The sequence below is a fragment of the Siphonobacter curvatus genome (assembly GCF_002943425.1).
GTDB lineage: Bacteria > Bacteroidota > Bacteroidia > Cytophagales > Spirosomataceae > Siphonobacter > Siphonobacter curvatus.
In genome coordinates this window covers 310,251-335,458 of the sequence record NZ_PTRA01000004.1, presented here as the reverse complement: position 1 = coordinate 335,458, position 25,208 = coordinate 310,251, and the positions used below count along the sequence as shown (strand labels likewise).

At 44.4% G+C, this 25,208-nt stretch carries 15 protein-coding genes and 1 tRNA gene; 9 read left to right on the top strand and 7 right to left on the bottom strand.

Translation table 11 applies throughout. The annotated features are described in order from the left end of the window. Positions 1-782: 782 nt before the first annotated feature. Positions 783-1,679: a helix-turn-helix domain-containing protein gene (locus tag C5O19_RS19940; RefSeq protein ID WP_104715138.1), complete on the bottom strand. Its 897-nt coding sequence runs from the start codon at positions 1,677-1,679 to the stop codon at positions 783-785. Between the two features lie 167 nt (positions 1,680-1,846). Here C5O19_RS19940 and C5O19_RS19935 point away from each other — a divergent pair, with 167 nt between their 5' ends. Together C5O19_RS19935 and C5O19_RS19930 are read left to right on the top strand one after the other, a co-directional pair. Continuing rightward, on the top strand, positions 1,847-2,833 hold the full coding sequence (locus tag C5O19_RS19935) for an aldo/keto reductase (protein WP_104715137.1): 987 nt from the start codon (positions 1,847-1,849) through the stop codon (positions 2,831-2,833). 174 nt (positions 2,834-3,007) lie between these two features. Continuing rightward, the gene (locus C5O19_RS19930; protein ID WP_104715136.1) at positions 3,008-3,808 is read left to right on the top strand and encodes an aldo/keto reductase; all 801 of its coding nucleotides are present in this window, start codon (positions 3,008-3,010) and stop codon (positions 3,806-3,808) included. Between the two features lie 156 nt (positions 3,809-3,964). Here C5O19_RS19930 and C5O19_RS19925 read toward each other — a convergent pair. Then, a tRNA-Met gene (locus C5O19_RS19925) sits at positions 3,965-4,037 on the bottom strand. Positions 4,038-4,226: 189 nt separating this feature from the next. On the opposite strand from C5O19_RS19925, the gene C5O19_RS19920 reads away from it, so the two are divergent. The 5 genes from C5O19_RS19920 to C5O19_RS19900 all read left to right on the top strand — a co-directional run bounded on the left by C5O19_RS19920 (position 4,227) and on the right by C5O19_RS19900 (position 12,113). Then, positions 4,227-4,940 (top strand): hypothetical protein, encoded by a 714-nt coding sequence (locus C5O19_RS19920; RefSeq protein WP_104715135.1) that lies wholly within the window; start codon positions 4,227-4,229, stop codon positions 4,938-4,940. Positions 4,941-5,245: 305 nt separating this feature from the next. Next, the gene (locus C5O19_RS19915; protein WP_104715134.1) at positions 5,246-6,172 is read left to right on the top strand and encodes an SRPBCC family protein; all 927 of its coding nucleotides are present in this window, start codon (positions 5,246-5,248) and stop codon (positions 6,170-6,172) included. A 171-nt stretch (positions 6,173-6,343) separates the two neighbouring features. Further along, positions 6,344-7,135 (top strand): glucose 1-dehydrogenase, encoded by a 792-nt coding sequence (locus tag C5O19_RS19910; RefSeq protein ID WP_104715133.1) that lies wholly within the window; start codon positions 6,344-6,346, stop codon positions 7,133-7,135. 286 nt (positions 7,136-7,421) lie between these two features. Then, on the top strand, positions 7,422-10,595 hold the full coding sequence (locus tag C5O19_RS19905; RefSeq protein WP_104715132.1) for a SusC/RagA family TonB-linked outer membrane protein: 3,174 nt from the start codon (positions 7,422-7,424) through the stop codon (positions 10,593-10,595). A 27-nt stretch (positions 10,596-10,622) separates the two neighbouring features. Beyond that, complete coding sequence (locus C5O19_RS19900; protein WP_207766476.1) at positions 10,623-12,113, top strand: RagB/SusD family nutrient uptake outer membrane protein; 1,491 nt, start codon at positions 10,623-10,625, stop codon at positions 12,111-12,113. A 142-nt stretch (positions 12,114-12,255) separates the two neighbouring features. Here the strand turns inward: C5O19_RS19900 and C5O19_RS19895 are convergent, their stop codons facing one another. Beyond that, the gene (locus tag C5O19_RS19895; RefSeq protein WP_104715131.1) at positions 12,256-13,149 is read right to left on the bottom strand and encodes an NmrA family NAD(P)-binding protein; all 894 of its coding nucleotides are present in this window, start codon (positions 13,147-13,149) and stop codon (positions 12,256-12,258) included. Between the two features lie 78 nt (positions 13,150-13,227). On the opposite strand from C5O19_RS19895, the gene C5O19_RS19890 reads away from it, so the two are divergent. Continuing rightward, positions 13,228-13,599: a winged helix-turn-helix transcriptional regulator gene (locus C5O19_RS19890; RefSeq protein WP_104715130.1), complete on the top strand. Its 372-nt coding sequence runs from the start codon at positions 13,228-13,230 to the stop codon at positions 13,597-13,599. 884 nt (positions 13,600-14,483) lie between these two features. On the opposite strand, the gene C5O19_RS19885 is transcribed toward C5O19_RS19890, so the two are convergent. After that, on the bottom strand, positions 14,484-15,266 hold the full coding sequence (locus C5O19_RS19885; RefSeq protein ID WP_165796078.1) for a hypothetical protein: 783 nt from the start codon (positions 15,264-15,266) through the stop codon (positions 14,484-14,486). Between the two features lie 247 nt (positions 15,267-15,513). Between C5O19_RS19885 and C5O19_RS26480 the strand changes: the two genes are divergently transcribed. After that, on the top strand, positions 15,514-15,663 hold the full coding sequence (locus C5O19_RS26480; RefSeq protein ID WP_317046513.1) for a hypothetical protein: 150 nt from the start codon (positions 15,514-15,516) through the stop codon (positions 15,661-15,663). 1,189 nt (positions 15,664-16,852) lie between these two features. Here the strand turns inward: C5O19_RS26480 and C5O19_RS19875 are convergent. Genes C5O19_RS19875 through C5O19_RS19865 form a run of 3 tightly spaced genes read right to left on the bottom strand, consistent with a single transcriptional unit; the run spans position 16,853 to position 25,207 of the window. Continuing rightward, positions 16,853-17,971, bottom strand: a complete 1,119-nt coding sequence (locus tag C5O19_RS19875; RefSeq protein ID WP_133163404.1) for a DNA cytosine methyltransferase — start codon at positions 17,969-17,971, stop codon at positions 16,853-16,855. Between the two features lies 1 nt (position 17,972). After that, positions 17,973-19,061 (bottom strand): PD-(D/E)XK nuclease family protein, encoded by a 1,089-nt coding sequence (locus C5O19_RS19870; protein WP_104715127.1) that lies wholly within the window; start codon positions 19,059-19,061, stop codon positions 17,973-17,975. Beyond that, on the bottom strand, positions 19,061-25,207 hold the full coding sequence (locus tag C5O19_RS19865) for a DEAD/DEAH box helicase (protein ID WP_104715126.1): 6,147 nt from the start codon (positions 25,205-25,207) through the stop codon (positions 19,061-19,063). Before C5O19_RS19865 ends, C5O19_RS19870 begins: the two co-directional genes overlap by 1 nt. Between the last annotated feature and the right edge of the window lies 1 nt (position 25,208).

Sequence of the window (25,208 nt, the reverse complement as noted above, 5' to 3'; positions counted from 1 at the left end):
GGATCAAAATATTGAAATGACACTGAGCCCCCGGTCAAGTGATTTAAAGAAAAGATCTCGATTCTCAAATAGCTCTACCGGATCGGACGTCTTCACGGTATTGACGGCTGACAATGATGTTCCGTTCATCGGGGATGGTGATTTGCTTGCTTCTCATTACGACATATTACGACAGTTTCGCGACAATTTTAGTCGATACAGGTCCAATTGAAGGAAGCCATGTAATATCTTTCTGATGCTCAAAGCAGTTCCTAGACATAGGTATCAAAACTTCACCTTACCGCCCAGAGAGATGAAAAAGGAAATTTTTTTCATACGCATACCAACGTATACACATGCACCAAAATGGGCTCCGCTTTCCTCTTTTGTTAGCTGATTTCTCATCTAAGGCTTCCACTCACCAGGCCTTTTGCTCCCTCTTCTACACGCTCTAACTAAAAGGAGAAGCACATTCCATAGGGGGCTGTACTGATACGCTCTTAAGTACGCCCCAGCTTCTATGATCTCATTTCTATTTCAGCGAGTTGTAAACGGTTGTTCATTGATAGTTCTCGGGACTAGACTATTAATCCACATGCCGGCTATGGCCGAACTTGCTGTTGTTGCCCAGAAAAATTCGCAATTTCAGGGCTAAGGCTACTGTTCCATATTATACCTTCATAACCGCTCGCCTCTTTTCGCTTCCATAATCCTGAATGGATGCATCTGCCTGGTAACCATATCATCCGCGTGAAAGTCGATAACGCAGTTTATGGCAAAATCGCTAAAGGAAGCAAGTTCGTTCAATTCAACATCCGGTAGTCATTTGGGGTAGTGCCTGTTTTTTGTTTGAATAAGCGAGTGAAATTTTGCGGGTATTTAAAGCCTAATTCGTAGGCTATTTCGCTCACTGATTTATCCACGTCCAGTAGCCTCTCTTTGGCTATATCTAACACTTTTGATTGAATGTATTCCTGAGCTGACCTACTGGTTTCTTTCTTGATCAAATCGCCAAAATAATTGGAGGATAAATGTAGGGCCCTGGCGCAATAAGCTACCGAAGGAAAGCCCACAAGCTGCGGCTGATCAGATGAAAAATAATCTTTCAATAATCTTTCAAACCGTTCCAGGACTCCCCTGTTTGCATTTTCCCGGATCATGAACTGGCGGTCATAAAAGCGGGTACAATAATTGAGCAGTAACTCGATGTTGGATGCAATCAGTACTTTGCTGTGTTTGTCTAGATTCTGATCGAGTTCATATTCAATTTTTGCGAAGCAATCCGTTACAATCGCCTGCTCTTTATCGGAGAGGTGAAGCGCTTCATGTACATCATAAGAAAAGAAAGAATAATTCTGAATATGTTTACCCAACGGAGTGCCATTTATCAGGTCGGGATGAAAGAGCAAGATCCAGCCTTTGCCCGTACCTGGCTCAACGGCGGGCTCGACCGCTATCACCTGTCCGGGTGCAACAAATATCATACTGCCTGCCTGGTAATCATAGTGGCTTCTGCCATAGCGTAATTGGCCATTATCCCCTTCTTTCAGACTTACTGCATACAAACCAAAGTTGAATGATTTGGCGGGCATGGGCTGCGCTTTTGCGAGGTTAATTACCGCAACCAGAGGGTGTTCTGTCTTGACACCGCGGATGTTATTGTATTGCGCGATGCTACCAATTCTTACAATCTCCTTCATACCTACAAATTTAGAACTCTTTAACGCTACAAAAATACAGCGTCCTGCAAGCCATTTCCCGAGCTGCTATTGCAATCAGTAATAGTGCTATAAGAACCCGTAATCGGGATATAAAACGGCACGACCATTCTGCACAATTTTGCAGCATAAATCATATAATGTAGAAAATGAAAAAACGAACCTTAGGAACCTCGGGATTCGAAGTGTCCGAGCTCGGTTTTGGCTGCATGGGATTAAGCCATGGGTACGCTAACCAGCCTGACCGTAAGGAAGCCATTCGCGTGTTACGCGATGCCGTAGAACAGGGTATCACTTTCTTTGATACTGCGGAGGTCTATGGCCCCTATACCAACGAAGAAATCGTCGGTGAGGCTCTGGAGCCGTTTAAGGGAGAGGTGGTGATCGCCACCAAATTTGGATTCAAGAATGGGTCGAATGCTGCACTCGACAGTCGCCCGGAGACCATACGTAAAGTGGTAGACGCCTCCCTCAGGCGCTTGCGCATCGATACGATTGATCTGCTCTACCAGCACCGTGTGGACCCGACCGTACCCATTGAGGAGGTTGCTGGTACGGTGAAAGATCTCATTGCCACAGGTAAGGTAAAGCACTTCGGGCTGTCAGAGGCCGGGGCCGTAACTATCCGTAAAGCCCACGCGGTGCAACCGGTGACGGCGCTGCAGAGCGAGTATTCACTTTGGTGGCGCGAACCCGAAGAAAAGGTTTTTCCTGTACTGGAAGAACTTGGGATCGGTTTTGTGCCCTTCAGCCCACTCGGTAGAGGATTTCTGACTGGAAAAATGACTGCCGACACGCAGTTTGCAAAAGAGGATGGCAGGAGTTACTTCCCACGCTTTCAGAAAGAAAATATGGAAGCCAATCAAGCCTTTGTAGATATTCTCGACCGGGTTGCCAAAGTGAAAGGCGCCTCCACTGCACAGGTAGCGCTCGCCTGGATTCTTGCACAAAAGCCATGGATCGTTCCTATCCCGGGTACCACAAAATCGGAACGCTTGAAGGAAAATATAGGCGCAGGGGTTTTGAAACTTTCTCCACTCGAGCTAAGCACTATCAGTGAGGCTGCAGATAGCATTGAAGCCAAGGGCGGGCGGTATCCGGAAAGCTTGGACCAGGTGATAGACAGGGAAGCATAGCCATTGGTGCGATCCAAGTGATGCAGTTTCCATCTAGGTAGCCAGTGCTATGCATAGAGCCGGCTACCTAGATGGCAGCGGAGCTGCACTATCAACAAACCTGGATAATTCGTAACCCCAAGGAACGTGGTTCGGCATACCTTCACTAATAACAAAAGAGATCGATCTAACGTAATGAACCTAACCTTAAATAACGGCGTCCAAATGCCGCTTCTCGGTTTTGGCACTTACTTGCTTAAAGACGGTTTAGTCTGTGAGCAGCGTGTACTAAATGCTTTAACTATTGGTTACCGACTGATCGATACCGCTGCAGCCTACTATAATGAGCAATCTGTGGGCAAGGCAATAAAAAAAAGCAATGTCAAACGGGAGGAAATTTTTGTGACCACAAAATTTTTGCCAGCGGTTCCGGGCTATGAAAAAGCAAAGCGCGCCTGTGAAGCATCACTAAAAAATATGGGTCTTGACTATATTGATCTTTACTTGATTCATCTTCCCCAAGGAGATATAAATTCCTCCTGGGATGCAATGATAGACTTATATAAAGAAGGTAAGTTAAGGGCGATAGGGGTAAGTAATTTCAATTTAAACGAGATTCAGGATTTAGCGAAGCATCATAGTGTGATACCAGCGGTCAATCAGGTAGAGACCCACCCATTTTCCCAAAAGAAAGAGATGCAGGAAGCTTTAAAATCTCAAGGTATCCAGTTGGAGTCATGGGCACCCTTTGCCCAGGGTAAAAACAATCTATTTAATAATGAGCTGCTAAAAGCGTTTTCAAAAAAGTATAACAAGAGCGTTGCCCAAGTGGTGCTGCGATGGTTAATTCAAAGAGAAGTTGTGGTCATCCCCAAATCAGCAAATCTGAAAAGGATACATGAGAATTTTGCGGTATTCGACTTTGCATTGTCTGCTGAGGATATGGCAATGATCCAATTGCTGGATAAGGGCCAGGGACTCATTTACAATGTCTAACCCCGTTTTAATGGGTGTGAAAACATGAGCAAGCACTAGAAGTAGCAAACGCTTCTGTAGGTATCAAAGAAACCAAGCTAAAACATGTGGCCAAAAAGTGCAAGGGAACAATGAAAAAGGCAGCCACATAAAAATGTGGCTGCCTAATTTTTAGAGTAGCGGGAACAGGACTCGAACCTGTGACCTTTGGGTTATGAGCCCAACGAGCTGCCAACTGCTCCATCCCGCGGTGTTTTGTGATACAAAGGTAAACACTTTTTCTCGAATAGCTAATTTTTTTTTACTATTTATGAAAATACTTTTTCTGCGAGCCAAGGCGAAACGGCTTTGGTAGGCGAAGCAGATAGATAATTTACATTTATACTTTGAAATACAAAGAACTTTGAAATATATTTGAAGTAGCTTATTTTACAACTTCATGGGTATCGCTTCTAAACTCGATCACTTGCATTATCAGGCTCGTAGAAACCGATGGCTACAGTACTTTGCTGTTTTCAATCGCATCGGACTGGCTGCTGGATTTCTGCCTTCGGGCTTCGTAAAAATCATGGGGGAACGCTTCACCACTTTATCCAATAATCATCCGATGGGCCGTTATTTGGAGGCTTTTCACCATACGGGTTTTTATTATCCTTTTGTGGGGGGGATGCAAATGCTGGCCGCTATTATGCTATTAATTCCTCAGACGGCTACGCTTGGGGCCGTTATCTATTTTCCAATCATCCTGAATATCTGTATACTTTCCCTGGGCGTATGTTTTGATGGATCGCTCCTCTCTTCACCTTTAATGGTACTAGCTAATCTATACCTGCTTTGCTGGGATTATCATAAACTTAAATACCTGTTGCCTTTTCATTCCGCGAGTCTTCGTCAGGAATTGCCTCAATCCGGGGAGCGGCTCAACCGCTTTCCGGTAAAGTTTTTTGCAGGGGTAGTACTGGGCATTGGACTTGTGATGGTAAGCATCCGGTTTGGATATACCATCAAACCTCATAATACGATCACTGATTGCGTACGACAATGTGCGGATAGTGCTAATCCGGAGGCTTGTCAGCAGTATTGTGATTGCATTCACACGCAGGGTCAGCCCTATGAAAAGTGTGTGGAAATGTATCGAAAGGCAATACAATGAAAGATATGGTTGAATAAGGGGTCGAGCTTAGGGCTGTGTTTTCGAATCGGGTGTTACCAATCGCCCGTGTCTATTCCCCCATGATCCGTAATTAAGAATTGCATGATACTGCTCAGACCTTTCAGGACGAATAGCGAAGTAGGCTAGAAAAGTTTTAGGTTGAATTTGAAGATGCGTATCGGTTTCAAAACTTAATGGATTCATAACGGTACAGAGCCTTGTGCTGAGAGAAAGGCTGGTACATTTGCGGGCAATCTGCATTATAGGGGTCCTCTATCCCTTGTTCATCAACCATTACCTAATTCATGAAAGCTATTCTGGCGGACCGCAGTTTTCGCATTTCTATTCTGGTTACGCTTCTTTTTCTCAGTACGGGTATTGCGTTTCTCTTCCTGGGCCTGGTTAATTACAGCTGGGTTCTCTTTATCCTGTTACCCGTTGTTTTAGGAATTGCTATCGGGGCCATGCCCAACAAAAAGTACCTGCTCTGGGGGGCAATCGGCACAACCGTGATCGTGCTGCTAGCCCTGTACACACCCGGTTTATCGGGCTTACTTTGCATTGTCATGACCCTGCCTCTGATCGTGCCCTTGATTTTCTTTGGCTACGTGCTATCGCATCTGGTCAAGCGGTATGATCGGATGAAAAGCACCGATCGGGTATCGGTCCTGTTGCTTCCCCTGATTCCGTTCCTGATTGCCGCCCCTGCGGAACACTTTCTAAAGACGGATCAAGAAGCCATTATTGAAGTACGGACGGAGCAAGTCTTCCCTTACACGCCCGAACAGGTGTACGACGCCATCAAATCCGTCGATACGCTTGATGCCGAAAAGCCGTTTTTGATGCATTTTGATTTACCGATTCCCGTGAAATGTGTCCTGGAAAAAGAAGCAGTCGGGGGACTACGGACCTGTTATTTCAAGGGCGGTAAACTCAGTAATGCCGACTTTGGAGGAGGCACGATCGTTGAGAAAATCACTGAACTAGAGCGAGGCAAAGTACTGAAAATGGACGTTATTGATTACAATCTCATTGGCCGTAAATGGCTGGGTTTCAAAGAAGCCATCTATTACTTCGACGCCGTAGAGGGTAAGGCCTGTAAATTAACCCGAATTACCACCTATACGTCCGTACTGACGCCCCGCTGGTACTGGGAACCCCTGGAAAAACTCGGGATCCGTCAGGAACATGATTACGTATTTGCTAACCTCACGAAAGACCTCAAACGTTAGTAAAGTGAGACAGCTCTGGCTAGACCTCTCTGGTTCTCAAGGTTAAGGAATCTAGCATACGATCCGTATACTTGTAAGGTTAAATTATATGTAGATACAGATAATTTTCAAAAGATCTAAACCTTTCTGCTGGTAAGAGGGTTATTTAGTAAGTACAATTACTATAATGATATGAAAAAGCTAGAAAACAAAGTAATCGTCATAACGGGTGCAGGCATGGGTCTAGGCCTGGCTACTGCCCTGGAAGCGGCCAAAGAAGGAGCCTTCCTATCGTTAGTGGATTATAATGCTGAAGCCTTGGAAAAGGCCCAGCAGCAGATTAAAGAAAGCTATCCGGAAGCGAAAGTGCTGACCGTCGTAGCGGACGTTTCGAGCGAAGAGGCCGTCAAAAATTATGTTGAGGAAACCGTAAATGCATACGGTCGGATCGACGGTTTTTATAATAATGCAGGTATTGAGGGGCGTCAGGCTTCACTGACGGATTACGATCTGAACGTATTCCAGAAGGTGATCGACATCAACCTGATGGGTGCGTATTATGGGCTACGTTACATCATTCCGGTCATGCAAAAGCAGGAGTACGGACGCATTGTGAACGTGGCTTCCGTCGGAGGTATCCGGGGTGTGATGAACCAAACGCCTTACGTTGCTACCAAACACGCCGTTAGTGGCATCACCAAGAATGCCGCACTCGAATACGGTCGGTTTGGTATCCTGACCAACGCCATTGCTCCGGGAGCTATTCTGACGCCGATGGTAGCTGAGGCCTTCCGTCAAATTAATGCTGAAGATCCGAAAAAGGCCGAAGCCGAATACGCATCGTTTAACCCCACCAAACGGCTGGGTCAGCCCGAAGACGTAGCCAAGCTGGTCGTTTTCCTATTGAGCGAAGATTGTGGCTATGTGAATGGCCAAACCATCGCCATTGATGGGGGACAGTCGAATGCTTATGGCTTCGTATAAAGTTCATAGTTAACGCGTGGATTCCACTTTGTAAAAATCCCGTCAACGCTGGTTGACGGGATTTTTGCTTAATAGCTATCTCAAACTATAGGTAGTATGTATTAACTATTTCATATTAAAGATATGCATGGTTTTTGGAAAAAGACAAAATTTAATATTATTTTAATATATAAACTTAATATAAGATTTTTCTAATAACTTATTTGGCAGATTTTTATTTACCTGCAAGTAAACCTAGTTTTAAGGCTCTTTCGGATTCCTTAACCACTATAAATTTACTTGTTCTATGAGTAAATCTCTACTCAGCTTTCTGTTGCTATTTCTGACAGGGGGCGTTCTCTATGCACAAACTATTGTAAAAGGGGTTGTTACCTCTTCACAGGAAGGGGTACCTCTACCGGGAGTCAGCGTGGCCGTGAAGGGCACTACTACCGGAACCGTTACCAATGCCGAAGGACGTTATACGTTAAGTGTCCCCAGAGGACAGACGATTCTGGTCTTCAGTAACATCGGTTTTACCAAGTCCGAAATCGACATTACCAACAAAACCACGGTTGATGTCATCCTACAGGAAGAATCGCAGGTACTCAATGAAGTAATGGTTGTGGGTTACGGTACCGTCAGTAAGGAAACGCACGTCGGATCGTCCGCTCAGGTTAAAGCCATCGACATTGCCAAGCGGCCCGTATCCAATGCCCTCAACGCACTCGTGGGAGCGGCTCCGGGCGTTCAGACCAGCCAGTCGGGCGGGGCACCGGGTTCGGCCCCTACCATTCGCGTTCGGGGATTCGGCTCGATTTCGGCCTCCAACTCTGCCCTGTACGTGGTAGATGGCGTGCCTTTCAACATGAATACCAGCAGTCTTAATCCGGACGATATTGAGTCAATCAACGTGCTCAAAGATGCCTCTACAACGGCCATCTATGGATCAAGGGGAGCCAATGGGGTCATTCTGATTACAACGAAGAAAGGAAAGAATAATCGCAATAATCTGAATTTCAACGCATCCGTCGGTACCATTTCCCGGGGTTTGCCCGAATACGAAACGGTTTCGGCTCAGGAATACTACCCCCTGATGTGGGAAGTACAGCGGAACACCCTGCAATACGGTTCGCTGAGAATTCCACAAGAAGTAGCCGGAAGCATTGCTGCTGGTCAGACTACTCAATATCTGGGAAGAAACTATACGGGCATCTACGATCTGTTGAAGTACAATCCCTTCAATGTGGCGAATAATCAGATTGTTGATGCGAATGGGGTATTGAATCCCAATGCCCAGTTGCTGTATCCCGAAGATCTGAATTGGGTCAAAGCCATTCAGCGGGGTGGACAGAGCCGTCAGAATTACAACATCTCCTACGACGGAGGAGCGAATAAATCCGATTACTTCGCCTCGGTTGGGTATACGAAAGAACAAGGCTATTTACTGAAATCTGATTTTGAGCGTTTTACGGCTCGCGTTAATATGAATACGCAGCCAACCAAATGGTTTAAAACGGGTATTAACCTGAACGGAAGTTACAGCCGGTCTAATACCGACGCTGGGACGGGCGGAACATCTTTCATTAATCCCTTCTACATCACTCGTTTCATGGGGCCGATTTATCCGGTTTACAAACATGATCCGGCCACGGGAGCCTATGTGCTGGACAAAGACGGCAACAAAGTATACGATATGGGCGACAGTCGTCCTTTCTCCAGTGGCCGTCACGCCGTTTGGGAAAATGAGCTGAATGACCGGAAGGAAGAGACGGGCATTATCGGTGGCCGGGCCTATGCCACGATCAACATCTTACCCAGTTTAAAAGCTACGTCCAACATCAGCTTTGATTTGCAGGATCGCCACCGTCGTACCTACGATAACCCCATTATTGGCGATGGTGCGCCGGCGGGACGTTCGTATCACTACCTGTACCGGACCATGAGCAGTACGTTCAACCAGTTGCTGGAGTACGATAAATCCTTCGGCAAGCACAACCTGAATGTATTGGGCGGCCACGAAAGTTATACCTACAAATATAACTACATGGTCGGAGCCCGGGCGGGTATCATCGTCGATGGTATTACGGAACTACCCAACTTCGCCACGGTACTCAACGTTTCCTCGCGGGAAGATAACTACGGGATTGAAAGTTACTTCGCCCGGGCCAGTTACGATTTCGACAAGAAATATGTACTCAATGCGTCGATCCGGCGGGATGGGAACTCCAAGTTTTACAAAGACGTACGCTGGGCTACGTTCTGGTCGTTGGGAGCGGCTTACAACATCGAAAAAGAGGACTTCCTGAAAAATATCAACTGGTTGAGTATGCTGAAACTGCGGGCCTCGTACGGCGTGGTCGGTAACGAAGACTTGGGCGATCTCGGCTATTATCCCTACCAGGGTTTGTATGAATTAGCTCGTAACAACAACGCCGAGCCGGGTTTCACGCAGGCTTCTATTGCCAACTACCAGTTGACCTGGGAGACGGCTAAGAACTTCGACGTAGGGGTAGACTTCAGCGTATTACGGAACCGGGTATCAGGTAGCGTGGAGTTTTTTAACCGGGCTACCGACGGACTAATCTTTAGCGTACCCCTGGCCCTGGCTAATGGCGGTACGACCAGTGGAGAGTTTGAAGTAAACCGCAACATCGGTAGTTTGTACAACCGGGGGGTGGAACTTCAACTGACGGGCGAGGTAGTTCGGACGCAGGATTTCCGCTACGCCGTAACGCTCAACCTAACGTCCTTCAAGAACAAGATCACCAAGATGCCCGAAAGTCAGCCCTTGATTCAGACGGGTACGAAAGCCTACAGTGTCGGTCATTCCATCTATGATTTCTACATGCGGGAATTCCACGGGATTGATTCGGAAACGGGTTTAGCGATGTACAAAACCAATACCCTGACGACTAACGCAAAAATCGTGGGTGCGGATACCCTAACGCGTGTGATTTCAGAAGCGAATTATCGCTATACCGGCTTTTCGTCGATTCCCAAGTTCTACGGCTCCATGAATCATAACCTCTCCTACAAAGGCGTTTCGCTGAGTTTTGTGCTGACGTTCCAGGTGGGAGGCAAAGTATATGATAACGCGTATCGTCAGTTGATGCACGGCGGCACGTACGGTACGGCTCTGCATAAAGATGCGTTCAAACGCTGGCAGAAACCCGGTGATATAACTGAGGTGCCTCGTTTCGATAACGGCGATGTGGCGAACCTGACTGGCGAAAGCACCCGCTTCCTGACGGATGCGTCTTTCCTGCAGCTCAACAACATTACCCTGGGCTATACACTGCCCGTGAGCTGGTTATCAGGTATCGGAGCCAAATCGGCCAGCCTGTATTTCGCGGGAGAAAATCTGGCGCTGTTCTCAACTCGTCGCGGTATGAACGTAACGGGATCGTTCAACGGAACGGTTGACAATACCTACAACTTTAACCGCGTGTTGTCCATCGGAGCCCGCCTGGGATTTTAGTAAACCACTTAACAGAAGCATTGAATCATGAAAAATATAGTAAAAAGTGGAATGATGGGCGTGCTGGCACTGAGCTTGTTAGCCTCCTGTAATAAAGATTTTCTGGAGAAAAAACCCACCGATCAGGTATTGACGGATGATGCGTTTACCTCGACGAAGAATGCCTGGGCGGCTCTCAACGGGATTCACCGGATTCTGTACTCCCAGATTTTTGGTACGCAGGTACAGGGGGGACAGTCGGGAAATATGATGTATATGGACATCATGGGGGAGGACGTTGTGTTTCCCAATGCCTCCAACAACGGTTTGCTCAATGAGTACCGCTGGATCAATCACCGGAATCCGTCGAGTAGTAGTTCCTTCTACAATTACACGTTTTACTACGTCATCATTGGCAACGTAAACATGCTGCTGGCTGGTATCGATAACGCCGAAGGTCCGGAAGCCGATAAAAAAGCCATCAAGGCGGAGGCATTGACGTACCGGGCCTGGGCGTATTTTCAGGCGGTGCAGTTGTACGGCGAACGTTACGTAGCCGGACAGCCGAACAGTGGTCTGGGCATTCCGCTGGTATTAGAACCCAAAACGACGCCGACGCCCCGGAACACAGTAGCGGAAGTATACACCCAGATCCATAAGGACCTGACGGAAGCGATTGGACTGTTCGATGGCTATACCCGCACCAACAAATCGCACTTTGATATTAACGTAGCGAAAGGCATCAAGGCTCGCGTAGCACTGACCCAGCAGGATTACGCGACGGCGGCTCAGTTCGCGAAAGAGGCCCGGGCCCGGTTTACGCTCATGACGAATGAAGATTATCTGTCGGGTTTTAACAACTACAGCAATCCGGAATGGATGTGGTCTTCCCGCATTGTGGCCGATCAGACGAATTACTTTTATTCGTTTTTCGCGTACATGTCCAACAATTACAACTCGACGGCCATCCGTTCGGCCCCGAAACTGATTTTTTCTGCCTTGTACGACAAAATTTCCGCAACGGATATTCGCAAAAAACTCTGGGATCCAACGGGTAAAAATACGGCAGAATTCCCCCTGCCCGCTTCTAACTTCCAGCGGTATGCCTACCATTCCAAGAAATTCCGCGTAGCGGATCCTTCCCTGAGTATTGGAGACGTACCCTACATGCGGGTGGCAGAAATGTATTTGATCGAAGCCGAAGCCCTGGCCCGGCAGGGAAAAAATGCTGAGGCCGCCGATGTGCTGTATCCATTGGCCGTTAATCGCGATCCGCAATACGTGAAATCCACAAAAACGGGGGATGCTTTAATTGAAGAAATCATGACGCAACGCCGGATGGAGCTTTGGGGCGAAGGCTTCCGTTTTTACGATTTGAAACGTACCAATGCTCCCCTGAACCGAAACGGTGGAAACCACAATGCGGCCTATAACAACGGTGTATTCGAGGTGCCCGCCGGAGACATTCGCTGGCAGTTTCTGATTCCACAGGATGAGATCAACAACTCCAACGGGGTTGTTGTGCAGAATCCGCAATAAGTGAAGCAGTTCTAAGACAAAACCCCCGTAAGAGAAAGCTTACGGGGGTTTTGCATATCTAAATCAAGGGTTTCGATAAACAGATTCCCCGGATTTTAAGCTGGGTAAACTCAATCGCTGGCAATTCACAACTCTTAGAACTTTATCCCTGTTGATAAGCTCCCGCAAACTCTCTGGCGAAGTCCTCTAGTTTCACGGCTCCCAGGGTAGCCGGGCGGTTTTGCCAGTAATCTTTTTGTAATTTTCCCTCCCCAATGGCTTTGCCCATTTGCACGTACAAATCCGCGAAACCTTCGGGTAAGCCAGCACTAATCATACCTTGTTTGGAATCTTCGTCGCTAAACGGTACCCAGGGCGTGGACTCCTTACCAACGGCCTTGCCCAATACTTCCGCAATTTCAGTTGGATGGCGTTCATCACTGGCGATGTACTGAATGCTGTAACCGGTGAAGGAAAGGTCCAAGAGTTGTTGCGTGGCTACTGTAGCAATGTCGTCCGTATGCGTAAGGACCAGTTTTTCGTCCGTATCCCCAAAGTTATTACCCGCGATACCCGCGTTACGAATCAGCTCAATCTGGCTAAACAGGTTATAGAAAAAGTACGAAGGCCGGAGCACTTTCACGTTCAGTTGAGTAAGGGTTTCCAGCTTTTCCTCGAGATAGGCGATGCCATCGATGGGACCGGCTCCGTGGCGTAAATCCGCTCCAATGCTGCTCAACAGTACCACATGCGTAACCGGACTCGCCGCTAGAACGTTTATGTACACATTTGCTATCGTTCGCTGATAGCTGGGATAATCCGCTATCGAAAAATCACTCGGCACCATCAAATACACAGCATCGGCTTTCTGAAACGTAGTTTGCAGAAAGGCTTCGTCGGCGACGGATCCAATGGCGGCCGTAGCTCCAAGCTCTTCGATAGCGGATTTCTTGTCGGGATTGCTGCTGATAACCGTAACGTGATGTCCAGCTTTGACTAGATTCTGGGTGAGGGGCCGGCTGATGTGGCCAAGTGAGCCCGTGATTATATAATTCATCGTGCGTTTGTTTTTAGTGGGAGCAAAGGTATCTTTGTACTTACTTTTTGACAAGTACTTACCCTAAAGTATGTACCCATGACGCAAATCAAAGTAGCTTCGACGTATAATGCCAATCGGGAAATCGTTTTGCAAGAATGCCCAGTCACCTATGTAATGAGTAAAATTGGCGGGCACTGGAAACCGATCATTCTGTATCACCTGCTGGAAGGAAGCAAGCGGTACAGCGAGATCCGAAAAGCCATGCCGCACATTACTGAGAAAATGCTTATCCAGCATTTAAAACAACTGGAAGCGGATGGACTGCTCATTCGGACTGCTCAGGCCGTAGTACCGCCCGTGGTTACTTACACGCTAACCGAAGCGGGCCAGGAATTAAAAGGGGTTATTCATGCGATGGCCGAATGGGCTGGAAAAGATAAAGAGCGTTGCCAGGCCAAGTCCCGTTAACGCAATAGAGGCCTATGGAGTTCTAGTAACGCCCTGGGTTTTCGGTCTCCCTCTTTTCGTGTTAAAGGATTACCTAGCAGGAGACTAGGGCAAGAAAAGTGTCTCCGGCATGGTTACTCTTCCCCTGAGGGGCTAAAGCCCCTTTGTTAGCGGCTAGACACCTACCCAGAAAATGTGTTGTTCCTTTTTTCTTTAAGTGCGTATAAGGATTCAATATAGTCTTCAATTACTTAGGGCAAGCTATTTGAAACTGGTGGGTAATGGAGCCGTACTAAACGCAGTAGGCTAGGCTTATTTGAAGCCTTACTATTTACAAAGAAGGTGGGTAGGATCATAGGCAGGACAGCGACGCCTATGATCCTTGCTGCAGAAAGTTAAGATTTCTGCTCGCTAAGCATTAGATCAATGTATGCTAATTCGTCCGTTAAATCTAGTAAGAGCGCGTGACTATAGCCGCACTTAACCCGTTTAATCGGGCACAAAATCCCTAGGTTTAATACCAACTTTTCTGTAAGCAAGCGGGAATGCCGCTGGAGCGTCCTATTGGAAATTCTGTGAGTATAATCTTCTGATTATCAATTATTTATATTCTTTATCTGTTTCGTAGAAATTAAGTAAAACTTAACATGTTGTGATAAGGTATTGATAATCAATGTCCTAATCTTAATCTTTTCTTAACTATGGCTGAAGAAAAGTCAAACACGTTACCCTTAGCGCGGCATTTAAAGACTTTGAAAGGTTAGCCGCTAGCTATAAGCAGTATCATAAAGCGCTGCTGAATAAAAGGAAGACCCCGTCGGGCTAGACCCAGTTAGAATAGACCCCACGCAAGCACCCTTTGATGCGAAGCCGACGGATTCAGCGCAAAGCGAATCCCTGGACTTTTAAACCGCAGCAGCCTTGGGAGCGGTGACAAAGAGAAGATAGCAGGCTTCTAAAAGCCGGGTGAGCTGCTGCGAAAAGGGCAGAATCAGCTCGGGCTCTACAATGGTCGTAAAGCTCTCTTGAGAGAATCCCGCCCGCAGAAGATCGTGCAAAAGCGTTTGCCACTCCTCTTGAGAGAAGCTTTCACAGCAGTCTTTAAGGACCAGCAGGGGATTCTGCCATTCGGCCGGGCTTAAATGCAGCGGAAAGTCTTCTACCTGTTTGAGACGCGTTTCAATTCCAGCCAGAGCGGAAGGTACATTTATCGTGGGAGAGGGGAGAAGCTCTGCTTCTAAACCGTGGGCTTCGTAGAGCTCAAAGGCGGCCTTTGTGAAAGCGAGTAGCTGATCGTGGAGAAAGAGCAGATTAGCCGGACGCTCACAGACCTCATCCGTAGCCATGGCCGTAGCGAGCCAATCTTCCAGCTCTGCTCTTAGGTCTGCTACGTAGTTCAAGTCAAAGAAGTCCTCAAAGGAGGGGTGGTGAGTGGCAGGTGAAAGAGGAGTGGTACTTGGTTGCTCCAAGCTAGGTTCCATGAGAGGCGCACTTTCATTGGGCTGATTACCCTTGGCTGAGGTCTTCTCAGCCAAGAGCAGGTGACTAGCTTCGAGATGGCAGCACAGCTGCTCAAAAAAGTAAACCAGGGTAGAAGCGGGTGCCTGGCAGTGATAACCGTCCGCGTTTCCTTTCAAAGCCCCCGGAGAGGAGCTTCCAAAGCAGAAAGCGGCATTTGGGGATCTCATAGCCGCCCCAGAAGCTTTCCAGGAAGGCCCTGGGATCCTGTTTTTCGGTTTCATCCAGCCAGACGGGTAGGCTGTTTGAATCAATATAGCTTGTTTTTCGCATGGCAGAAAAGAGACGTTTTTTAACCATGGAGGAAAACTAGTCAGTCGGGCGCTTCTAAACTATGCCAGTAGGGGATAGTTTAGAAGCAGAGAATGCGTAATTTAGCTACTTGGAAGTCTTTCACCCACCATAGCTACCTTTGCCATGCAACCAACGAAAAGTCACATGCCCATCCACCACGGAAGAAATGTCAAGCGGTTTCGGGAGATGCTCGGTCTCAAGCAGGAGGGCCTGGCCTATGAGCTGGGCGAGGAGTGGACCCAGAAGCGGGTTTCACTTTTAGAGCAGAAGTAAGTCATTGAGCAGGAACTGCTGGATCAGATTGCCGAGGTATTGAAGGTACCTGCCGAGGCCATCAAGAACTTTGATGAAGAAACCGCTATCTATAATATTCAACACAACTATGAAGGGTCTAATAATCAAGGAGCTATCATAGGACATCAAGTTAACTTTAACCCATTGGACAAGCTCATAGAGGTCATGGATGAGAACAAAAAGCTCTATGAGCGACTGTTAGAGTCAGAAAAAGATAAAGTTGCTTTGTTAAGCGAATTGCTCAAAGGGAAAAGCTGACGGCAAGGACTTACATAGTATAAGTATGCTCCAATACGAAAACCCAATCGATCTAAAAGTGCGAATCGTGGCTGTGGAAGCACATACGGACTTTTTAGAACCAACGTAGTCGCTGCAAATGCATGTTAAAAAAATGATTTACGTCTTTTTCATACTACCCAATCTCAGCTTGAGTAAGTGAACTTTGATGGCTTTGGCAGGGCCTCATTAGCCATTGGTCGTAGGAATGGAAGTATTTTAAATTAAATGTCACTCCCCATTATCCGTGTTTATTTCTTCTAGAAGTGATATCTTGGTGAAATGACTTGGTTCCGTTCATTCGGCAGAACCGTCAGGTAGAGGTGGACCTTCACCGGATTCAAGATTTTAAAGCCGATCCACTAATTAAACAGCAGCTAAAAAATACAACATGATGAGATGTCTCTACGTCGATCACCTGCGATGAGACAGTTGATCTGGAAAGTGTATTATGATGACTACCTAACCCTCGTAGCAACTAGCTGGATCATTCGCCGGGGTAGCCTTCAGAGACATTATGAAAGATGATAGTATCTGCCATTAGAATCCAAGCTCCTATTCACCCAATAATCGGAGCTGTTGGAAGACACATACTAGGTAATGATTTACCAAGAGGGCGCCATCAAAGTAGCCCATAATTTTGCGGGGACTAAGTTTTCGAAGCCGATGTACTACGTAGGGTCATATCAGACAAATAGCGATTCAGAGCCGAGGTCTAGCGGACTGAGATTAAATTCAAAGCTAATTACTAGAAGCAAGGATAGATTCAATATTATTGTAATAACAGGCAAATAATAAAGTTGAAAACAAATAAAGTAAGTATTTAAAAGTAAAATATGAATGTTTTAAACACTCAATGTAATTATTGGTAGCAGATTTATATGCTTACTTATCATTTAAGTGAGGACCTAGTCATAAACAAATCGAGCGTTTGCCAAACTGATTTGGCAATAGCTTGCCCAAGCGCCACTGGTACACCATTGCCAATTAGCTTAAATTTCTTAGAGTAGTTACCCTTTGTAGTAAAAATATATGCATCTGGAACGGATTGAAGTCTCAATGCTTCACGTACAGATAGTCGACGATGAAGATAAGGATGTAGATGAACCTCGTTATTGCCATAACAGGTTGTTGGGCTAAATTGACCACGATGCAATCGACGAAATGACGATCTACTCATGTCACCTTCTAAAGTATTCTCTACTTTTTGCTGTGATGAATGTAGAGCAAAATACTCATTAGCATTTGGGATATCATTTTCATTATCAATCAAATACGGCCCAGTACATAGCATCGGTGGTGGAGTTTCCCTATCCTTGTTTTTACAGCGATTATTACGAGGCCAATTGTAAGTCTGGAGGGCATTTGGAAAAGGTCGATTTTGTAACATTGTAGTCCGTAAAAAATGTGCAGCTTGTTCATCGGAAATATGTGTTCTATTAAATCCGATAATGAATACTCGTTCTCGGTGTTGTGGTACACCAAAATCAAGTGCGTTCACTTGTATGGGTGCTGCAACTATGAATCTAGTACGTAAGTACGCAATTAGCTCATTTAACATTGGTTGATTACGGGGTGACATAATTCCTTTTACGTTTTCAATAACGAAAAAGGCAGGCATCAATTCCATAATGCGTTCAATGAATATAATCGTTAATCGCCCTCTATCACCATTAAAGCCCATCTGACTACCCCGAACACTAAAATCGGGGCATGGGGGGCCACCTATAATACCAAAAATATTTTGGAAGCCTATTTGTTGGCGCGCTTCATTAAGAATATTGATAGATGAAATTGTTTCAATCGATTGCTGATTTGTGATTTGACAATTTGCTCCGTGCCAAGCTGACATTCCTTCAGCATATAATTTGCAAATAGAAGCATCTATTTCATTTGTCCAGATAACTTTAAACAATTGATCTGTTTCAAAGCCAATATCCATAAAGCCACCTCCTGTAAAAAAGGACAAAACAGGAATCGGGAAGGGTAGTGAGGATTTTATTTTACGCAATTTAGTAAGGTGTAACCTCAAAAATTGATGAGGATGTAGTGAAGGATAGAAGACTAACTTTTATAGATCTCAAATTAAATAATCTATATTCATAATCTATTTGTAATTTTTCTGCGTCAATAGCTAAAATACCTACAATTCGGGTAGTGCCATTGAAATTGGTCAAGGATATTGAATAGTTGCCATTGAGTAATTTATTTATAGCTGTCAATCGTCCAAATAAATCAACAAATCCAGTTCTTTTATTAACCGGTTGATAAAAATTACAAGCTGGTCTGACTGAGCACCACTGGCAAACATCAATATTAATTGGTTTTAAAGCATCTATCTGATTTGTATGTATAAGCTGATTTACTTTGCTTAATTGTTCGTCAAGGTTTTGAGCATACTCTACACATTGTTCCAATGTAAAGCTAAGATTAACAACACTTCCCGTTAAAGTTTCTACACAAATACCAATAGGAAGCTTTCCCGTCGCTTCATAGTATAAATAAGCATACAGTTTGAGTTGATTTTCATAACTTATTTTTAATGAACGTTCTCCATTATCATGTTTATCATAAATAGATCCACTTTTAAAGTCAACCAATACATCACCATCTGGTCTATGAAGTATAGCATCTATCTTGCCCTGTATCTTGAAGCGTTTAGAGGTAAACTCTCTTTCTACTTCTATATAATTATGGGACTTGAGAGTTGGGGTAGTTGAAGAGTATCCGTTTGTTAAAGAGGTTGTAGACTCAATTTTGCGTATCGCTAATTCTCGCTTAACGCCAAAGTTTCTAACCTGGTTGTCAAAAGGAGTTAAAAAGTCATATCCACGTTTTTGACAACTTTCTTCAGCTTGGTGCACAATATTATCGACAAATCGCTCAACGTCATGTCGATTAGTAAAAGACTGTTTAACAGATAATTCAAACGCTTTGTGAATAGCAGTTCCAAACTCCATCGTGGCTGATGGTGGGAGAAAATGCTTTTTTGTAGATCTACGAACTATTATTTGATAAGCGCATTGCATTATTGTTGTAGCGTTGCTGGGTGTAATATGAGGAATAGGCTCAGGTTTAACAGGAATAATGGTTTGTATCATTAAACTTGGAGTTCTTTATAGCACCAACCCATGCGTCGGAGCAAATCAAAGGTATTTACAAAATGGACGTGACCTTCTGTTTGAGTGGCCTTTACCTCTAAATCGGCTAAAACTCCAGCCAGCCAGTCCTTTCCTTTATAGTCATTTATACGCCAGAATGGATGGACTACGGCTATCCAATCAGATTGTTTTCTGTTTTTAGATAAACGAATAACAGGTAGCCTCTGAATTTCAACGGATTCTCCGTTTGGCAGCATTTCTAATAAGTTATCCCGTAGAGTTGTTGCAGTTTCTAGCCAATCGATCAGTTCTGGCGTTTCAAACTGCCCATCAGTACCTACAGTAAAAGACTCATCCTGCATTAATCTCAATAGCGCTAGTCCTAAACGCCAGTCCAATATACTGTGATAATTCATATTACTATATACTTTTAGGCATTCGTAACACGCACTATCACAGGCGAGAATTTGTTCTTTTTTTAATCCTTTACGGTGATTTTCGGATTTTATTTTACCCGTATATCCCTCCGTTTTATTTGGATTAACTATATCATCCAGAATTTCACTATAATTACTATAGAGGTAGCGAATAAAGCCAGATCCATTAGCAAGCTCATCAGCTAGAGTAATTCGAGCGCAAAAAGCCTGATTTCCGTTAATCGTGTATGGTAGCGAAACTCGACTTATGTCGGCAATATCAATTTCTTTAGGATCTACATCTAATTTATCAGCAAGGGTACGTTGTAACAAAAAAGCTGCTGAAAAATAGGCTGCTTTTATACCAGCTGCATTAATGCGAAACATATCCAAATTTAGTGTTATAGGCACCGTCTTTGGAGATAATTGTAACAGTTCGGTTCGCTTGCCAACCCCTAAGGCAATACCATTTTCTAAAGCTATTGGGTCTTCTTTGGAATTGGTTAACTGTACTCGGTAACCATTAGGAGATTCTAAAAATCCTTGAATATCTGGTTCTAAATCAGCAGTCAACCATTGGAGATCAAACTTAAATGCTTGTGTCTGAAACGGAAATGTATTGCTTGTGGTATAAAACTTGCCTTTGAAACGTTGACCACCATTATCATTGATGCGCCAGGTTAAATCCTGTTCACTAATACTAAGTAGAGTGTTCCCAACTCGCTCGGGGGCAATCTTCCCATCATTCAACTGTGCCAAAACTGGTGGGCGAGACACTTGTATATCTGTAAATTCTCGATCGTCACGACCAGCAGTCAAGTCTGTTCGAAAAGCACGAGGAGTGCGAATGTTAAGAGGTTCAATGTCACTACCACAGTTCAAACACATCATTTCAGTGATGGGCATTAGTTGCGTGTATGTATAGCCGCAGAGCTGGCAGTTCACCATCCATCGGTTTACAGAGAAGACGTTCTTTACTAGATCGTTGATTGGTTCAAAGGTTTGGTTCAATAATTTTTTTTGCCCACTCCGGTCCCCTTTCTTCAAACCGTAATAATAATTACTTGTGAAGCCAATCACAGTATGAATCGCTTTATCTTTTGTTTTCTGGCTACCAGGAGCAAATTCGTATAAGGATTGTTCAGAAGATCGGTCAATTGTTAATGGCTCGTAGTCATCTTCATTCTTATGCACACCATGAAACAAATTTTTCTGCTCAGTTGGCATACCAAACATGGGCAGAAAACCACCAATAGCAAGTCGTTCCGCAAGCGGTTCTGCATCTATCTCTTCATTAGCAATGGTTTCATCCAACTGCTTTAACAAACCATCCTTATTTGTAGCCCACCAAATAAGTTGGGAAAGCTCACTATCTGGCCCGCTCCACAGCATTTTTACTATAGTTTCGATAGACGATGAATTAGTGTTTATCCAGGTGGCTATATGAGACTGATAATGGTTTAACCAATTATCTGCGGCTCCAAAATTACCATGTACATTGATAGGTAAACGTTCATCGCTAGTCAAAAGCTGCGTCTCAGCAAATGCTTGACGAAGAACCTCCTTAGCAATCATACGTCGTGCAATACGTGGCTGATCCATACTTAGAAAAGGCGTTGGTGGTGGATCTCCCGTGATTCGATGAGGATACTTGAAATAATGTTCATCATGACTTCGGCCCCTGCAAAATGTTAAAATTACCGAATAGGCCTGGCCACGTCGACCAGCTCGGCCTACACGCTGCTGATAGTTAAATCGTTGAGGGGGCATATTGGCCAGCATCACGGCTTGTAGTGAACCAATGTCAACTCCTACCTCAAGTGTGGTAGTAACACTCAGTAAGTCAATCATCTTGACATTCCGGTACTGTTTCTCTTCATTGACAATGATATTCCGAAAATGGCGTTGACGTTCGAAAGGGTTGTCTGTCTGCCCCGTCATTTCCTCACAATGAAGTCGCAACGGGTTACGTTGTTCAACAGCTGCATGAAAAGACAAATAGTTATCTGGCCAAAGTTGCTCGCAAGTTGTATCTGAGTCAGTGGGTAAATGAGAGAACGAGTATGTACAGACACCCGCTGATGGATGTAAATGCCGCCTTAGACCACGCTGACTACTCCAAACTGGATCATCTGATGCAGCTGCTTTTAAAAATAAGCTTTGTATAATGATAGAAGTACCTGATATAGGGTCAGCATCAATAATTCCAAGCACCTTAAGCGTTTCATGTATGGCATCACCTAAACTAAAATCGATTATGTTGTGAATTTTAGCAACTTCAGAGATGTATTTTTTAACAAGTTTTGGAAAACTTTGATAATCGATCAAGCTGTGTTTTTGGCCATCGAATAGGTCAGCATGATTGTGTTTGTACGCTTCACACAATAATCGAATAGTGCTGTTAACTGCTTGCAAGAATATTAGACTATTTAATGGTAAGCTATTGGCCTTTTGCTTAATAATTTCAGGGTAATCTTGAGGGCTATCGGGGGTGGAGATTGCTGATAGATACCCCAAACCAGCAGATTCTAAAGAATAGAATAAGCTGCCAAAAAAGATTTGAGCTAACTCGTCATAGGTGCTAGTACTAATATCTCGCTGGAAATCTCTATCTGCGTTTGCCTTCCATCGAAGCTCGTTAAAATCAATAACCTCTGTCCAATTGGTCTTTGTCCCATCGCGTTTTGTTGCCCATTGAACAGAAAGATCATTACCACCTGGGTTCACTCCTAATTTAACCAGTTCCTTTACCAGTGGAGCCATCTCCGTCTGATCATTAGCTACTTCGACAAGGTTACGAACTGGTATCGTTTGACCAATCAAACTGGCTAATTCACGCTGGGCATGTTCAGCTTTATTGCGTTTAACCTGATTAGTACTAGTTAGGAATTTGGTTTCATCAATGAAATCTTCAATCTGATCGAATCGCAATTGGTTAATTCTCTTTAATTTCTGAACGGCATTTTGATCCTGATTCTGTATCGCGTTGAATATTTCTCGACCTAATAATATTTCCTGTCTGAGGTATCGGACTAATAATTCACGAAGCAAATCCGTAAAGTGGGTTCGCTCAATGCCATTTGCTATTTGTGCTGCATCTTCGCGACTATCAGAGAAAACGACTAATTTGCGTTGCCTTTCATCACTAGATAATTGGTACAACAATTCTTTAGCTAAAGTTTGACTAGCTTTCGCAAAACCCGTTCGAAATCCTCTTACTGAACTTAACTTACGTTTTTTGCTAGCTGCGTTATGCTTTTGGTGAGTTATGCCACAAGCGGGGCAAACGCTGGGCATAGCTCGATGTGTAGATTGGAGATCATTTTGGACATCTCTATCTGGTCGATAAATATTGTCAGACCTTTGCGCATTAGTAGATATTTTGAACATATACCCACTAATCCAATTATCTGGATTCTCATGAGCATCTGTATGCTCGTTCTTAACCTCACCTGTTTTGACATTTAGCGAAGCTTTTTTCCACTGAGCTGTATAATCAGACTGGTTACAATTTCCTATAGCGGCTTGCCGCCAATAGGGCTTTTCATTTCTTATATTTTCGGAAATAAATTTTTGATTATGTGTTCCTCTACCTTCAGGCCAGAATACGGCATATTCTTGGTATGACCGGCTTTCAAGTAGCTTATTTACAGTTCTGCTAGGAGCCTTATCAATATCAGCACTTACCGCTAGCATTTCGCAGTAAAATTCACTGTTTACCGGGGAGGGTAGGCGGCTACCACCTAAGAAAAGTGTACCACAGTTGTCGCAGTACAACAGTTCTAAGACTCGGTTTCCCTCTGGGGACAAAATATGCGAATGACCAAATAGCCTTCCTATAGGCCGAGTTGGATCAAAAAACTCACTTGCTTGTTCTTTCGGATTAATTGAAGCCCATAAACCTTCAATGTTACGGATGAAATAATGCACCCGAAAGCGTGGCAAATTGATCGCTGTGAACTGGTTAGTAAATGGCTGCTCATCTAATAACCCTCGTAATAGTAACACACCACGCACAGCTAGCTTTTGAACATCAGAATTTAAAGTCCGACTGAACAATTGGTCAGCAAAACTTGGAAAAGCTGATGTGCCATTGAGGTCGGTTAATGCGACTGCGCGCGAATGCCCTTTAACATTGCATGCGGCTTGAAGCCGTTCTTTAAGTTGTAAAGACGGACTCACCAGAACATCTAATAGTTGCTTTATGCCTACACTTGAAGTTATGGAAATTCCTGCCCAATCCGCAAGTTGTTTTGCCACCTGTTCAGCTATACTATTGAAACTAGATTGACTTTTAATCTCTTCAACAGTAAGCCTAGATTGTATTAAGCTATCAAAAGCTTCCGTTATTGCTATAAATGGCTCGGAGGGTAATGAATTAGTAAAATTAGCAGGTGAATCAATTTCTATTTTGTTGCTGATAATTTCAAAATCTCGTTCGGTAGTGCCGAAAAAGTCGCGAAGAAATTGCTGACTTTCAGCTTTTTTTTCTCCATCATCGATTGAAGCACTAGAGGCTAAAATACGGAGTTGAGGATGATTAGGCGAGAGTCCTAAACGATCAAGAAAAAGTCTCATTAAGTAAGCTACTTCAGTACCTTCAGTGCCTCGATATAGATGTAATTCATCTACTATTAAATGAAAAATATTGTTACTGTCAGAAGCTAGCCAATCCCGAGTTTTATCAAAAATAGGTGAATCTATTTCCCGCATAAGCATTATACTTAGCATGGAAAAATTAGTAATCAGGATATCTGGTGGGCTGCATTGCATGTCAAATCGACTTCTCATTTCAGCTCCATCCAGCCGAGGAAAAAACGACCTCAGTTCATGTGGATTTTCATCAGCTAGTTTTTCATGAAGAATATACTCCTCTATTTTTTGAGCAGCATCGTCTATTGACCGTAGCTGCTCCCGCAAACTCTTTAATTTCGCTGTGTTGACTAAACACTGACCGTTTTCATCAATTTTCTGTAGGTCACCGGCTATAGGCGTACTACTATTGTATCGACCAAAATATAGACGATTGCCGTGTGTGGTTTCCGCTAGCCAAGTTCGCACTTCATCTGAATCTAGTGCTCGTCTAAGACGGGTCATTTGATCTTCAATCAGCGCATTCATTGGATAGAGAATTAATGCTCGCATAGCAGCTGGACGAACTTGGCTATTTTCATTACCCCGCTGTTGAGCTCTAGGGCTTAGCATAAACGTAGTCTTATCAACGCATAAGCTATTGCTTAGTCCGCCTTCGGCCGAGCTTTTCCACCAAGTGTTTTGGTCATAAGTGTTGACAGGCGGAAATTGAGCTAGTTCCTTTGACAACTGTGCAAACAAAGGCAATAGAAATGATTCCGTCTTTCCAGAACCAGTTCCTGTTGTAATGACGCAGTGTTTCTCGCCTAGCAGGGCTGTCTTAAGCATGTGTGTCTGATGCTTATACAACTCATTTGTATTAGGAAATAATCCCTTACTAACTAATTGTTGAAAGATTGTTTGCTGTCTATCCGAAAGTGTTGGAAGATCATCACTCGTTAATTGAGAAACAGTTTTACGACTTTTTGTATAATCAGGCAGTGATTCAATCCAGGGTTCACGATAAAATAACCCTTCATTTTGTAACAAACTGTTTCGTTCAGATTCTACACTTGCAAATCGAGTGCGAAAAGCGGTTCTGACATATTTGATAAAATTTTCCCGTATGGTATCAAAGGCAAATATAGGATCAATCATA